Below are 13931 nucleotides of genomic sequence, written 5' to 3'. Positions count from 1 at the left end.
GGGATGTCCGGCGGCGGTGGACAATGGACGGTATGCCTTCCGTACTGCCCGATGGTGAGCCCGTGCCCGACGACGGAGCGCTGCCCCGTCATGCCCTGGAAGGCGCCGCCGACCGGCCGCTCGGCTTCTACCTGCATGTGCCCTACTGCGCCACCCGCTGCGGGTACTGCGATTTCAACACCTACACCGCGACCGAGCTGCGCGGCTCCGGTGGGGTACTGGCCTCCCGGGACAACTACGCGGCGCACCTGATCGAGGAGGTGCGCCAGGCCCGCAAGGTGCTCGGCGACGACCCCCGCCCGGTCCGTACGGTCTTCGTCGGCGGCGGTACGCCCACCCTGCTGCCCGCTGCGGACCTCGTCCGGATGCTGGGGGCGATCCGTGAGGAGTTCGGGCTCGCGGACGACGCCGAGATCACCACCGAGGCCAATCCGGAGTCCGTCGATCCGGCGTATCTGGCGGCCCTCCGGGAAGGCGGCTTCAACCGCGTCTCCTTCGGGATGCAGAGCGCCCGGCAGCACGTCCTGAAGATCCTGGACCGCACCCACACGCCCGGCAGGCCCGAGGCCTGTGTCGCCGAGGCCCGCGAGGCCGGCTTCGAGCACGTCAACCTCGACCTCATCTACGGCACCCCGGGCGAGTCCGACGACGACTGGCGGGCCTCCCTCGACGCGGCGATCGGTGCGGGCCCCGACCATGTGTCGGCCTATGCGCTGATCGTCGAGGAGGGCACCCAGCTGGCCCGCCGCATCCGGCGCGGCGAGATCCCGATGACCGACGACGACGCCCATGCCGACCGCTACCTGATCGCCGACGAGGCGATGGCCGCGGCGGGCTTCTCCTGGTACGAGGTGTCGAACTGGTCCAGGACGCCCGAAGGCCGCTGCCTGCACAACGAGCTGTACTGGCGCGGCGCCGACTGGTGGGGCGCCGGACCCGGAGCGCACAGCCACGTGGGCGGGGTGCGCTGGTGGAACGTCAAGCATCCCGGGGCGTACGCGCAGGCCCTGGCCGAGGGCCGCTCGCCCGGTGCCGGGCGAGAGGTCCTGGCCGACGAGGACCGGCGGGTCGAGCGCATCCTGCTCGAGCTGAGGCTCGTCGAGGGGTGCCCACTGTCCCTGCTGGCGCCGGCCGGGCTCGCCGCGGCCGGCCGGGCCGTCACGGACGGGCTGCTGGAGCCCGCCCCGTACCGGGAGGGCCGGGCGGTCCTCACGCTGCGGGGGCGCCTGCTGGCGGACGCCGTGGTGCGGGACCTGGTGGACTGAGCTCCCGGCCCCCGGTCACCCCACCCGGCAGTCCTTGCGGGTGAGGACCACCGGGTCACCGGCTGCCCGGCCGCACACGACGCGGATCTCGGCGTCCGGCCCCGGACGTGTGACCTTCATGATGTTCAGGCCGTGCACCTTCTGGGCGGCGTAGGGAATCGTCCCCCGGAAGGTGACGGTCCCGGTCGGCATGTCGTGGAGGGCGACGGAGTAGAGCGTCGCCCACGTCTCCGCCGCACTCCGCGGGTTGTCGCTGCGGGCCGCGGCGGCGTAGAGGACCGCTGTCGCCTGGTAGGAGATGACGGTCTGGCCGCTGGCGAACAGCTTGTCCTCGTACGGCGGGCGCCCCGTCGGCAGTGGTCCCAGCCGCTTCCCTTCGGGGAGCAGCGATTCCAGGGACCTGCGGGAGTCCTCGTAGAACGTCCGGCCGCCGCCCCGGCTCATGGGCGCCGGTGAGCCGTAGTAGAGCGTGACCTTCTCCGCGAGCTTCGTCGCGTCGTCGAAGCGCGCCTTGGTCAGATCGTCCCCGGTGAAGACCGTGATGGCTTTCGCGGAGCAGCCGCTGGTCTGTCCGAGGCCGGACATCAGGGTGTTGACGTCCTCGACCCGGCCGGCGAAGTAGAGGGCGTCGGGGACCCGGTCGCCGCCGCAGATGCGCTGCAGGGGGCCGTCGAGGTTCGCGGAGCCGCCGTCCTTGGAGAGGGAGTACTGGGTGCCGTCGTCGTCGCTGTCCGCCGGGAGCGTGAAACCGGACGCCTCCAGCATCTCCTTGCCCACCCTGCGCTGCTCGGTCGTGTAGCGGTCCTTGTCCTCGTTGCCCACCCTTCGGGACAGGACGACCGCCTGCGGATCCTGCAGCCCGGCCGCCAGTTGGCCGGCGAGCAGGCCGAGTGCGTCCGCCTGCTCCTCGTCCGTCGCGGCGAGGCCGAAGTAGTTCGGGTACTCGCGGGCCAGATCACTGTCGGAGTTGGTGGTGTTCACCACAGGCAGGCCGGCGCGCTGCAGCAGCCCGGTGGCTTCCGCGCTCTCGGTGGTGTTGCGGCCCAGGCCGACCACGCCGACGACGGAGGAGTCCCGCCGGGCGACCTCGACGATCTTCCGCGCGGCCGTCGTCTGCCGCAGCATGTCCTGGCCGCCGTTGGCCGTCAGGACCCGGAGCTTGACGGAACGGTCCGCCGTTTCGTTGACGAACCGCTGGTGGAGAAAGACGCCGGTCAGCTCCTCCAGGCCCTTGCGGGTGTCCTCCTTGTTCCTGTCCGTGCCGGTGAGAGGGCCCGCGTAGACGATGGTGACGTGCGGTTCGCCGGGCTTTATGCCGGCGTTCTGCTCCCGTATCGCCCGCTCGATCCGCTCGAAGGTGACGCCCTCGCCGACACCGCTCAGCTCCAGGCCGTTGCCCTCGGCGAACAGCACCTCGGGAGCCGTCGCCACCCCGACGCATTCCTTGGTGCCCTCGGGACCCGGCAGTCTGACGGCGTCCGTGCTGCGGCCGACGAGCGGGCCGTAGCAGTACGTCTCCTTCCAGTGCTCGCTCCACAGGAAGGTACCCAGCAGCGCGCCGACCAGGGTGAGGGCGACGGTCGTCCGCGACATCACCCACCACGCCCAGGTCCGGCGCACGCGCTCGGTGACGAGCTGGGCGTGGGCGTGCTCGTGGGTCAGCTGGCCGGTGGACAGGGGCAGCCGCAGCACCCAGGCCAGCCGCACGGCCGCCGCGGGGGCCTGGCCCACGCTCAGGTCGTCGACCCAGCTCTCGTACCGAGCACGGGCCCCCGACCTGGCGGCGCCGCTGTTCGCGGCGGGCTCGGGGGGCAGTGGCGGGGTGTGCCGCATGATCTGCGCGGCCGGCAGGGAGGCCAGGAGCAGCAGAGGGTCCACCTCGCTGCGCCGGGAGCGGACGTTGCTGATCGCGTTGATCAGCAGGACGCCGCCGTTGTCATGGGTGGCCGTCGGCAGGAACACCACGGGCGGGACGGTGCGCTTGCCGCGCCGCCAGTCCATGGCGTGCGGCCTGTAGTTGTCCAGCAGGTCCTCCAGCAGCGCCTGGACCCGCAGTTCCAGGTGGAACTGGCGCGCGTGCTCGACGCCTGCCCCCGCGTCGGCCACCCGCTCGGCGACAGCGGCCGCCCTGGCCCGGATCACCCGCCATGAACGGCTCGGTGAGAACCACGACCAGCCGTCGGACGGATACGCGGTGCTGGACGCGGCCAGCGAGGAGGTGGTCGCCAGCCACCGGCTGGCCCGGCGCAGCCACAGCAGCGGCGGCGCCGCCGTCGTCACCAGTCGCACGACCGCCAGGCCGAGCAGGGCGGCGGCGGCGACCAGGGCGGTCAGCAGCCAGCCGATCTCGCCGAGGAGCACACTCAGGACGGCGATGAAGACGGCGCCCAGGAAGGTCTCCGGCCGGATCGACGCGCGCAGCGAGTCCCACCAGTTGTTCCGCCCCGACCGGCTCGCCCGCCAGCGCAGGCTGCCCAGCTGCTCCAGGATCCGTTCGTCGCGGTCACCGCGGGCGGAGACACGGTCGGGCTGCCGTTCCAGGACCGTCGCGGTGGCCTGCTCGATGGCGTCGAGGAGACGGGAGCGGGGAAAGGCGAAGGGCTTGTACTGCGAGGTGCCCCGGGTCTCCCAGGGCCGCTCGGTCAGCGCGCGCACCATGGACAGCGCCGCCTCGTACGGGGTGGCGCCGTGGCCGTCCAGGAGCTTCACGGGGACGCGGCGCAGCTGGTTCGCCCGGTGGACCTGCCGGACGATCTGCTCGACCCTGCGGTCGATGTCGGGTCCCGCACCGGCGTCCTCGGCCTGCGCGACCACGAGGGGCATCACGGGGCGGTTGACCCGGTACTGGTCGATCAGCTGCTGCATCAGGTGGAAGACAGCGGAGGCCGCCTCGTTCTCCGCACTGTCCCGCCACACTTCGCGCGCCATCCGCCCCCGGCCTTCCCCTTTTGCCTGCTGGGCCCGCCCAGCAGCTCCGGCCCGTCGGGCCCCTCACCTCTCAATAACCGATGGTGCGTGTGTGGCGCAGGCATTCATGGGGATCGGTACCGGATCCTCCTCAACGGCCTCGGGACATCAGGCAGGAAGGGTGACGAAGTCGATCAATTCCTCGACACGACCGAGGAGTTGTGGTTCCAGGTCCTTGTAGGAGTGCACCTTGGAGAGAATGTGCTGCCAGGCCGCGCCCGTGTTCTCCGGCCACCCCAGCGAACGGCAGACACCCGTTTTCCAGTCCTGGCCCCGCGGCACGGCCGGCCACCCCGGGATCCCCACGGACGACGGCTTCACCGCCTCCCAGACATCGATGTACGGGTGCCCCACGACCAGCACGTCCCTGCCGGTGACCTCCGCGGCGATACGGGACTCCTTGGAGCCCGGCACCAGATGGTCGACCAGGACGCCGAGCCGGGCACCGGGGGCCGGGGCGAACTCGCGCACGATCGCGGGGAGGTCGTCGATGCCCTCCAGGTACTCCACGACCACGCCTTCGATGCGCAGGTCGTCGCCCCAGACCCGCTCGACGAGCTCGGCGTCGTGCCGGCCCTCCACATAGATCCGGCCGGCCCGCGCCACGCGCGCCCGCGCCCCGGGGACCGCGACGGAGCCGGAGGCCGTACGGGCCTTCCCGGCCGGCGCCGAAGCCGCCGGGCGTACGAGGGTGACCACCCGGCCCTCCAGCAGGAAGCCGCGCGGCCCCATCGGGAACACCCGGTGCTTGCCGAAGCGGTCCTCCAGAGTGACGGTCGGCCCCTGGGCCGTCTTCTCGCACCGGATCACCGCACCGCAGAAACCGGTGGCAACCTCTTCCACGACCAGATCGGGCTCGGCGGGGACCTCGGGAACGGGAGCGGACCGCTTCCACGGCGGTGTCAGGTCCGGCTGGTAGCTGCGCATGGCACGACGATAGATCGCCGGCCCCTCAGGACACGCCGAACCGGGCAGCCAGCCGGTCGCGCTGCGCCCGTACGAACGCGGCGTCCACGACGGCCCCGTGCCCCGGCACGTACAGCGCCTCCTCACCGCCCAGGGCCAGCAGCCGGTCCAGCGCGGCGGGCCAGCGGGCCGGGACCGCGTCCGGGCCGGCCTGCGGTTCGCCCGACTCCTCGACCAGGTCGCCGCAGAGCACCACCACGGGAGAGCCCGGCACCAGCACCGCGAGGTCGTGGCCGCTGTGGCCGGGTCCCACGTTGGCCAGCAGCACCTGGAGGCCGCCGCCCAGGTCGAGCGTCCGCTCGCCGCTCACCTCGTGCCGGGGGGCCACCAGGACGTCCGTCGCCACGGCGGCGTCGTGTTCGGTCATCCCGTGACGCACCGCGTCCGCGCGGAGCTCCTCCGCGCAGCGCCCCAGCAGTTCCCTCGTGCCGACCGCCCCGTGGACCTCCGCCCCGGCGAAGACCGCGGTGCCGAGCACATGGTCGAAGTGCGGGTGGCTCAGTGCGATATGCGTCACCCTCCGGCCGAGCAGCCCCTCGGCCCGGGTCCGCAGTTCGGCACCCTCCCGGAGCGTCGAGCCGGTGTCGTAGAGCAGCGCGCCCTCGGTCCCGGCCACCAGCGCGGCCGTCGCGTCCCAGACGGGAAGGCGCCGGCGCCCCGCAACGTTGCTCAACCGCTCCCAGCCGTACTCTTCCCAAGAGGCGTCCATGCGGCGACGCTATCGGCAACGACCTGCACAGTCCTGCGACGGCGTGGCCGGTCGCCCTTGCCCTTCGCCCACCCCGCCCCCGTACACTGACCGGGGGGATTGCTGGCACTCGAATGCACAGAGTGCCAGGCAGACACCGGAGAACCACAGCTGGAGGTGTGCGCGATGCTCAGCGAACGCAGACTCGAAGTGCTGCGCGCCATCGTCCAGGACTATGTCGGCACCGAGGAGCCCGTCGGCTCCAAGGCGCTCACGGAGCGGCACAAGCTCGGGGTCTCCCCGGCAACGGTCCGCAACGACATGGCGGTGCTGGAGGACGAGGGCTTCATCGCCCAGCCGCACACGAGTGCGGGGCGTATCCCGACGGACAAGGGTTACCGGCTCTTCGTCGACAAGCTCGCGGGCGTGAAGCCCCTGTCGTCGCCGGAGCGCCGGGCCATTCAGAACTTCCTCGCCGGGGCGGTCGACCTCGACGACGTCGTGGGCCGTACGGTGCGGCTGCTCGCGCAGCTGACCCGGCAGGTCGCCGTCGTGCAGTACCCCTCGCTGACCCGCTCGACGGTGCGGCACGTCGAACTGCTGTCGCTCGCCCCCGCCCGGCTGATGCTCGTACTGATCACGGACACAGGCCGGGTCGAACAGCGTATGATCGACTGTCCTGCTCCGTTCGGTGAGACCTCTCTCGCCGATCTGCGGGCCCGGCTCAACAGCCGGGTCGTCGGACGCCGCTTCGCGGACGTTCCGCAACTGGTGCAGGACCTGCCGGAGTCCTTCGAGAACGAGGACAGGGGGACCGTCTCGACGGTGCTCTCCGTACTTCTCGAGACTCTGGTCGAAGAGACGGAGGAGCGGCTGATGATCGGCGGCACCTCCAACCTCACCCGCTTCGGGCACGACTTCCCCGTGATGATCCGGCCGGTGCTGGAGGCATTGGAGGAACAGGTCGTGCTGCTGAAGCTGCTCGGTGAGGCCAAGGACTCGGGCATGACCGTACGTATCGGGCACGAGAACGCCCACGAGGGCCTCAACTCCACGTCCGTCGTCGCGGTCGGCTACGGTTCGGGCGACGAGGCAGTCGCCAAACTCGGCGTGGTCGGACCGACCCGCATGGACTACCCCGGAACGATGGGAGCGGTACGCGCAGTGGCACGTTACGTCGGACAGATCCTGGCGGAGTCGTAAGTGGCCACGGACTACTACGCCGTACTCGGCGTGCGCCGCGACGCATCTCAGGACGAGATCAAGAAGGCATTCCGAAGGCTCGCCCGCGAGCTGCATCCGGATGTCAACCCGGATCCGAAGACCCAGGAGCGGTTCAAGGAGATCAACGCCGCTTACGAGGTGCTGTCGGACCCGCAGAAGAAGCAGGTCTACGACCTCGGCGGCGACCCGCTGTCCGCCTCCGGAGGCGGTGGCGCGGGCGGATTCGGACAGGGTGGCTTCGGCAACTTCTCCGACATCATGGACGCGTTCTTCGGCACGGCGTCGCAGCGCGGACCCCGTTCGCGCACCCGGCGCGGCCAGGACGCCATGATCCGACTGGAGATCGACCTCTCCGAGGCGGCCTTCGGCACGACCAAGGACATCCAGGTCGACACGGCGGTCGTCTGTACGACCTGCAGTGGTGAGGGCGCCGCACCCGGCACCTCCGCCCAGACCTGTGACATGTGCCGCGGCCGCGGTGAGGTCTCCCAGGTCACCCGGTCCTTCCTCGGCCAGGTCATGACCTCGCGGCCCTGCCCCCAGTGCCAGGGCTTCGGCACGGTCGTGCCGACGCCGTGCCCCGAGTGCGCCGGTGACGGCCGCATCCGTTCGCGGCGCACCCTCACCGTGAAGATCCCGGCAGGTGTCGACAACGGCACCCGGATCCAGCTCGCGGGCGAGGGAGAGGTCGGCCCCGGCGGCGGTCCGGCCGGCGACCTGTACGTCGAGATCCACGAGCTGTCCCACGCCGTGTTCCAACGGCGCGGCGACGACCTGCACTGCACGGTCACCATCCCGATGACGGCCGCGGCGCTCGGCACCCAGGTGCCGCTGGAGACGCTGGACGGCCTGGAGGAGATCGACATCAGGCCGGGCACCCAGTCCGGACAGTCGGTTCCGCTGCATGGGCGCGGCATCACGCATCTGCGGGGTGGCGGGCGCGGCGACCTGATCGTGCATGTCGAGGTCATGACCCCGACGAAGATGGACCCCGAGCAGGAGCGCCTCCTGCGGGAGCTGTCGAAGCTGCGTGGCGAGGAGCGGCCCACCGGCCAGTTCCAGCCGGGGCAGCAGGGGCTGTTCTCCCGGCTGAAGGACGCCTTCAACGGCCGCTGAGCCGGATCCCGAGCGTCACCCGCACCGCCCGCCGGTTCTCTCCGGCGGGCGGTGCGGCGTTCGGCGGCAGGCCGTACGCCCGGCGGGAAATGGCTGATTCGGCACGCCGCACCGGACGTGGCACGATGCCGTCATGTCCTTGGCACTGACCGATCTCTGCCGGTATCCGATCGTGCAGGCCCCGATGGCGGGCGGCGTCTCCTGTCCGCAGCTCGTCGGTGCCGTCGCCGAGGCCGGGGGGCTCGGATTCCTCGCCGCCGGCTACAAGACGGCGGACGGGATGTACAACGAGATCAAGCAGCTGCGGGGGCTGACCGGACAGCCGTTCGGCGTCAACCTCTTCATGCCGCAGCAGGCGCTCGCCGACCCCAGCGCCGTCGAGGTGTACCGCCACCAGCTCGCGGGTGAGGCCGCCTGGTACGACACTCCGCTCGGCGACCCCGACTCCAGCGGCGACGACGGCTACGAGGCCAAGGTCGCGATACTGCTGGACGATCCGGTGCCCGTCGTCTCCTTCACGTTCGGCTGCCCCGCCCGCGACACCCTCGACGCGTTCGCCGGCGCCGGCACGTTCACCGTCGTGACGGTCACCTCCCCGCAGGAGGCGCGGAACGCGCAGTGGGCGGGCGCCGACGCCGTCTGCGTACAGGGCGTCGAGGCGGGCGGCCACCAGTCCACGCACCACGACGACGCGCAGGCCGGCCTCACCGGCACCGGGCTGCTCTCCCTGATCGCCCAGGTCCGCGAGACCGTACAGCTGCCGATCGTCGCGGCCGGCGGGCTGATGCGCGGCTCCCAGATCGCGGCGGTGCTCGCTGCGGGCGCCGACGCGGCACAGCTCGGCACGGCGTTCCTGGCCTGCCCCGAGTCAGGGGCGCACCTGCTGCACAAACAGGCCCTGACCAACCCGCTGTTCGTCACCACGGCTCTCACCCGGGCGTTCTCCGGCCGCCCCGCACGAGGGCTGGCCAACCGATTCGTCCGGGAGCACGGCCCGTACGCTCCCGCCGCCTACCCCCAGGTGCACCACCTGACCAGTGGGCTGCGCAAGGCCGCCGCCAAGGCCGGCGACGCCCAGGGCATGGCCCTGTGGGCGGGCCAGGGCCACCGGATGGCACGCGAGCTGCCCGCCGGAGAACTCGTGGAACTGCTCGCCACCGAAACGGATGCCGCATGGGCGGCAGTGAGTGGGAGGGGTGCACAGTGACGGCACCGGTCTTTGTTGTCGAACACGTGCCCAGCGGGCCGGAGTTCGTCCTGGAAGGATCCGAGGGGCGGCACGCCGTGTCCGTGAAGCGTCTGCACCCGGGGGAGGACGTCGTCCTGACCGACGGGCGCGGCCGCTGGACGGAGGGCGTCGTACGTGCGGCCGAGGGCAAGGACCGGCTCGTCGTCATGGACCTCACCACGGTGCACGAGGAGCCCCCACCCGCACCCCGCATCACCATCGTCCAGGCGCTTCCCAAAGGTGACCGCGGTGAGGTCGCCGTCGAGACGATGACGGAGACGGGCGTCGACGCGATCGTGCCGTGGCAGGCCTCGCGCTGCATCACGCAGTGGAAGGGCGAGCGCGGCCTCAAATCCCTGGCCAAGTGGCGCAACACGGCACGGGAGGCGGGCAAGCAGTCCCGGCGGGTGCTGTTCCCCGAGGTCGCCGAGGCGATGACGACGAAGCAGGTGGCCGCCCTGCTGGCCGCCGCTGACTTCGCCGGGGTCCTGCACGAGGACCGGGAGAGCGGAAGCGAGCCGCTCGCCACCACGCAACTCCCCGCCGACGGCTCGATCGTGCTCGTCGTGGGACCGGAGGGCGGAGTCTCCCCCGAGGAGCTCGCCGCCTTCGCCGCCGCGGGCGCGCCGTCGTACCAGCTCGGGCCCAGTGTGCTGCGCACCTCGACCGCCGGGACGGCCGCTGCCGCCCTGCTGATGGGACGCACCGGTCGCTGGAGCTGAGGTCCGGCCGCCCGGAAGGTCCGGACGGATAGCATGCCGGTGTACCGATCACGATCACCAAGCGACCGAGGAGGCCGGGCCATGGCGGGAGAGCCGCAGACCGACTGCCTGTTCTGCAAGATCGTTACGGGGGACATCCCGGCGACCATCATCCGCGAGAGCGAAACGACCGTCGCCTTCCGCGACATAAACCCCCAGGCCCCCACACACGTTCTCGTCATCCCGAAGGCGCACTACCCGGACGCCGCCGCCCTCGCCGCGGCCGAGCCGGGGATCGCCGCGGACGTGCTGCGCGAGGCCGGGCTGGTCGCCGCTGACGAGAGGATCACTGAGACCGGTTACCGCATCGTCCTCAACACGGGTGCCGGTGCGGGACAGACCGTCTTCCACGCGCACGCCCACGTCCTGGGCGGACGCGGGATGCAGTGGCCGCCCGGCTAGGGTCTTTCGTCGCACGATCCGAACGAGAGGCGCTAGGAGCCGCACACCGTGTCCGTACGAGAGCTCGTGGTCCTCGGCACCGCAAGCCAGGTCCCGACGCGTCACCGCAACCACAACGGCTACCTGCTGCGCTGGGACGGCGAGGGCATCCTCTTCGACCCGGGCGAGGGCACCCAGCGCCAGATGCTGCGGGCGGGCGTCGCCGCGCACGACATCAACCGGATCTGCGTCACGCACTTCCACGGCGACCACTCGCTGGGCCTGGCCGGGGTGATCCAGCGGATCAACCTGGACCAGGTCCCGCACCCCGTCACCGCCCACTTCCCGGCGAGCGGACAGCACTTCTTCGACCGGCTGCGGTACGCGACCGCCTACCGCCAGTCCGTCGAGCTCACCGAGGTACCGGTCGCCGCCGACGGCGTCCTCGCCACCACGGACGCGTACACGCTGGACAGCCACCGGCTCTCCCACCCGGTCGAGTCCTACGGCTACCGCCTGACCGAACCCGACCGGCGGCGCATGCTGCCCGGGAAGCTCGCCGAGCACGGCATCGAAGGGCCGGACGTCGGACGGATCCAGCGCGACGGCGTCCTGCGCGGCATCCCGCTCGACGAGGTCTCCGAGCAGCGGCGCGGTCAGCGGTTCGCGTTCATCATGGACACGAGACTCTGCGAGGGCGTGCACGCCCTCGCGGAAGGCTGCGACATGCTGGTCATCGAGTCGACCTTCCTCGACGCGGACAGCCGCCTCGCCGCCGACCACGGCCACCTCACCGCCGGACAGGCCGGCCGGGCGGCGAAGGAAGCAGGCGTGCGGCACCTCGTGCTGACGCACTTCTCGCAGCGCTACAACGACTCCGAGGCCTTCGAGCACCAGGCCAGGGCAGCCGGCTTCGAAGGTGAACTGACCATCGCCCAGGACCTGATCAGGGTCCCCGTACCCACCCGCCACCAGTAACGAGAGCACCGTGCCCCTCCCCAAAGCCGAACTCCACCTCCACATCGAAGGGACCCTCGAACCCGAGCTGGCCTTCGCCCTCGCCGCACGCAACGGGGTGGACCTGCCCTTCGCGGACACCGAAGAGCTGCGCACCGCCTACCTCTTCGAGGACCTGCAGAGCTTCCTCGACCTCTACTACGCGCTCATGGCGGTACTGCGCACCGAGGACGACTTCGCCGAACTGGCCGACGCCTACCTCGCCCGCGCCGCCGCCCAGGGTGTCCGCCACGCGGAGATCTTCTTCGACCCGCAGGCCCACACCGGCCGGGGTGTCCCGATCGGCACCGTCATCGAAGGGCTCGGCAGGGCGCTGGAGCGCAGCGAGGAGACGCACGGCGTCTCCACCCAGCTGATCATGTGCTTCCTGCGCGACCTGACCGCCGAATCGGCTCTGGAGACGCTGGAGGCCGCGAAGCCGTACCTCCACCGCATCACCGCCGTCGGACTCGACTCCGCGGAGGCCGGCCACCCGCCCGCGAAGTTCCGCGAGGTGTACGCGGCGGCCACGGCCCTCGGCCTGCGCAAGGTCGCCCACGCCGGGGAGGAGGGCCCGCCGGAGTACATCCGCGAGGCCCTGGACGTCCTGGGCGTCGAGCGCATCGACCACGGGCTGCGCTGCATGGAGGACCCGGAGCTGGTGGACCGGCTGGTCTCCGAGCGGATTCCGCTCACGCTCTGCCCGCTGTCCAACGTCAGGCTGCGCGCCGTCGACACCCTGGAGGAGCACCCGCTGCCGGCCATGATGTCCGCCGGGCTGCTCTGCACGGTGAACTCCGACGACCCCGCCTACTTCGGCGGATACGTCGGAGACACCTTCCACGCCGTCCACGAGGCGCTCGGCCTGGACCGCGAGCAGCTGCGCACCCTGGCCCGCAACTCCTTCGAGGCGGCCTTCCTCGACCACGACGAGGAGCGCAGGGCGCGCTACCTCTGCGAGGTCGAGGCGTACGCGTTCGACTGACCGGACCCGCCCGCGGGGCCGGCCGTCCGGAACGCGCTCCTGACCAGCCGCCTCCGGCGCAGCGCGGGAACGCTGATCTCCGTGACGGCCTGCTCCGGGGCGCCCAGCTTCGGCACCGCGCCGGACAGGCTTCCGGTCGTCGCGGCGAGGAGCGCGGCCGGGGCACCGCCCCTGCGCCGGACCGAACCCGGCACCAGCGGGCGCCCGCCGGTGTGCAGGGCGACAGCGGTGACGGGGGCCGCGACCAGCAGCGTGGCCGCCCCCAGGACGAGGCCCATCGCCGCGTAGCCGGCCTGCTCGGACAGCACACTGCCGAGGACGGGCCCGCAGGCCACACCGACGGACGACGCCGAGCCGGCGAGGACCGCCCAGCGGCCGCGCACATCGAGCGAGGCGGCCAGACCGATCAGATACGACAGGACCACCGGGTAGAAGGTGTTCCAAAGGATCTCGCCGGTCGCGAAGGACCCGAGGTCCTCCGCCGACGAGCTGAGCACGATGCTCACAGCGATGATCATCGTCCCGAGGCCGATCGGCACGGCGCGGCCGAGCCGGGCACCCAGCATCCCGGCACCCATGACACCGAGCAGCCCGGCCCCCAGCGCGGCGGCGAACACCGCGCCGACGGTCACCTCCGAGAGTCCGACCTGGACGACACCGATCCGGCTGCTCACGCCCCACAGCGCGTTCTGCGCCATGGACCAGACGAGCATTCCGCCCGCGAGCACCAGCCCCGACCGCCGGTGCGGCAGCCTGCCGGAGACCGGAGCGCCGCCGGCCGCGGGGACGGAGCCGCCCAGCCTGGATGTGGCGGGCCAGACGAGGAGCGCGACGAGGGCGATCGCGGCGAAGGGGAGCCGGTGCCCGCCGCCGAGGTGAGGGATCGTCAGGTAGAGCGCCCCGGCTGTCGCCGAGACACTGAGCAGCCCCAGGGACGAGGTCCGGTGCGGATCGTGCTGGGCGGCGATTCCGGACGCCGCGACCGCGGTCGCCGCGCCGGATCCGAAGCCGCCGACGACGACGCCCGCGACCACCAGCGGCACGGAGCCCGTCAGAGCCGCGCAGCCGTAGCCCAGCGCGGCCAGCACGAGCCCGATGCGCGCCGGTCTCCGTGCCCCGTATCTGTCGACGCGACCCGCGAGGGTGAAACCGGCGGAGGCCGAGCTCAGGAGGAGGGCGCTGCCGACCAGTCCGGCCTGGGCGGAGCTCAGCCCCAGATAGGCGCTGAGGCGGCCGACGATGGTGGGGAGCAGATAGGCGGCGAGGTAACCGGCGGTGAACACGGCGACCAGGGGCCACGCGGCGCGAGGGCGCGAGGACATGGGCGTTCCTGAAGACATGCCAGAAGAGGCAG

12 protein-coding genes are annotated in these 13931 nt (G+C 71.7%); 8 read left to right on the top strand and 4 right to left on the bottom strand.

Annotated elements, in window-relative coordinates; genetic code table 11:
• The first annotated feature begins 23 nt into the window (after window positions 1-23).
• A complete protein-coding gene (hemW, locus tag ABZS61_RS02200) occupies window positions 24-1265 on the top strand; it encodes a radical SAM family heme chaperone HemW (RefSeq protein WP_356414768.1) in 1242 nt (413 codons plus the stop codon).
• Window positions 1266-1280: 15 nt separating this feature from the next.
• Here hemW and ABZS61_RS02195 read toward each other — a convergent pair whose 3' ends face one another.
• The 3 genes from ABZS61_RS02195 to ABZS61_RS02185 form a co-directional block, all read right to left on the bottom strand.
• The gene (locus ABZS61_RS02195; protein ID WP_356414765.1) at window positions 1281-4193 is read right to left on the bottom strand and encodes a hypothetical protein; all 2913 of its coding nucleotides are present in this window, start codon (window positions 4191-4193) and stop codon (window positions 1281-1283) included.
• Between the two features lie 147 nt (window positions 4194-4340).
• Window positions 4341-5159 (bottom strand): DUF3097 domain-containing protein, encoded by an 819-nt coding sequence (locus ABZS61_RS02190; protein ID WP_356414762.1) that lies wholly within the window; start codon window positions 5157-5159, stop codon window positions 4341-4343.
• A 25-nt stretch (window positions 5160-5184) separates the two neighbouring features.
• Window positions 5185-5907 (bottom strand): MBL fold metallo-hydrolase, encoded by a 723-nt coding sequence (locus tag ABZS61_RS02185; protein ID WP_356414760.1) that lies wholly within the window; start codon window positions 5905-5907, stop codon window positions 5185-5187.
• A gap of 165 nt (window positions 5908-6072) precedes the next feature.
• Here ABZS61_RS02185 and hrcA point away from each other — a divergent pair, with 165 nt between their 5' ends.
• The 7 genes from hrcA to ABZS61_RS02150 all read left to right on the top strand — a co-directional run bounded on the left by hrcA (window position 6073) and on the right by ABZS61_RS02150 (window position 12577).
• Complete coding sequence (gene hrcA, locus ABZS61_RS02180; RefSeq protein WP_351173319.1) at window positions 6073-7089, top strand: heat-inducible transcriptional repressor HrcA; 1017 nt, start codon at window positions 6073-6075, stop codon at window positions 7087-7089.
• Window positions 7090-8226, top strand: a complete 1137-nt coding sequence (gene dnaJ / locus ABZS61_RS02175) for a molecular chaperone DnaJ (RefSeq protein WP_329211207.1) — start codon at window positions 7090-7092, stop codon at window positions 8224-8226. It begins immediately after the preceding gene.
• A gap of 133 nt (window positions 8227-8359) precedes the next feature.
• Window positions 8360-9433: a nitronate monooxygenase gene (locus tag ABZS61_RS02170; RefSeq protein ID WP_356414755.1), complete on the top strand. Its 1074-nt coding sequence runs from the start codon at window positions 8360-8362 to the stop codon at window positions 9431-9433.
• Window positions 9430-10176 carry a 16S rRNA (uracil(1498)-N(3))-methyltransferase gene (locus tag ABZS61_RS02165; RefSeq protein ID WP_356414752.1) on the top strand — a complete coding sequence of 249 codons (747 nt, stop codon included), beginning with the start codon at window positions 9430-9432 and terminating at the stop codon, window positions 10174-10176. Before ABZS61_RS02170 ends, ABZS61_RS02165 begins: the two co-directional genes overlap by 4 nt.
• An 81-nt stretch (window positions 10177-10257) precedes the next feature.
• On the top strand, window positions 10258-10617 hold the full coding sequence (locus ABZS61_RS02160) for a histidine triad nucleotide-binding protein (protein WP_356414750.1): 360 nt from the start codon (window positions 10258-10260) through the stop codon (window positions 10615-10617).
• Window positions 10618-10665: 48 nt separating this feature from the next.
• Window positions 10666-11574 carry a ribonuclease Z gene (locus ABZS61_RS02155; protein ID WP_356414747.1) on the top strand — a complete coding sequence of 303 codons (909 nt, stop codon included), beginning with the start codon at window positions 10666-10668 and terminating at the stop codon, window positions 11572-11574.
• 10 nt (window positions 11575-11584) lie between these two features.
• Window positions 11585-12577: an adenosine deaminase gene (locus ABZS61_RS02150; protein WP_356414744.1), complete on the top strand. Its 993-nt coding sequence runs from the start codon at window positions 11585-11587 to the stop codon at window positions 12575-12577.
• Here ABZS61_RS02150 and ABZS61_RS02145 read toward each other — a convergent pair.
• Window positions 12541-13899 (bottom strand): MFS transporter, encoded by a 1359-nt coding sequence (locus ABZS61_RS02145; protein WP_356414741.1) that lies wholly within the window; start codon window positions 13897-13899, stop codon window positions 12541-12543. The genes ABZS61_RS02150 and ABZS61_RS02145 overlap by 37 nt on opposite strands.
• Between the last annotated feature and the right edge of the window lie 32 nt (window positions 13900-13931).

Origin of the sequence: Streptomyces sp. NPDC005566 (assembly GCF_040605575.1) — a bacterium.
In the GTDB taxonomy this organism is placed as follows: Bacteria; Actinomycetota; Actinomycetes; order Streptomycetales; family Streptomycetaceae; genus Streptomyces.
Note: the sequence above shows the minus strand (reverse complement) of the source record. Positions and strands in the feature narration are given on the sequence as shown.

What these genes read in the sequence shown, in the direction of transcription:
- hrcA (WP_351173319.1), top strand. Translation starts at nt 6,073, where the DNA reads ATGCTCAGCGAACGCAGACTCGAAGTGCTGCGCGCCATCGTCCAGGAC.
- ABZS61_RS02170 (WP_356414755.1), top strand. Translation starts at nt 8,360, where the DNA reads ATGTCCTTGGCACTGACCGATCTCTGCCGGTATCCGATCGTGCAGGCC.
- ABZS61_RS02185 (WP_356414760.1), bottom strand. Translation starts at nt 5,907, where the DNA reads ATGGACGCCTCTTGGGAAGAGTACGGCTGGGAGCGGTTGAGCAACGTT.
- ABZS61_RS02190 (WP_356414762.1), bottom strand. Translation starts at nt 5,159, where the DNA reads ATGCGCAGCTACCAGCCGGACCTGACACCGCCGTGGAAGCGGTCCGCT.
- ABZS61_RS02195 (WP_356414765.1), bottom strand. Translation starts at nt 4,193, where the DNA reads ATGGCGCGCGAAGTGTGGCGGGACAGTGCGGAGAACGAGGCGGCCTCC.
- hemW (WP_356414768.1), top strand. Translation starts at nt 24, where the DNA reads ATGGACGGTATGCCTTCCGTACTGCCCGATGGTGAGCCCGTGCCCGAC.
- ABZS61_RS02145 (WP_356414741.1), bottom strand. Translation starts at nt 13,899, where the DNA reads ATGTCCTCGCGCCCTCGCGCCGCGTGGCCCCTGGTCGCCGTGTTCACC.
- ABZS61_RS02160 (WP_356414750.1), top strand. Translation starts at nt 10,258, where the DNA reads ATGGCGGGAGAGCCGCAGACCGACTGCCTGTTCTGCAAGATCGTTACG.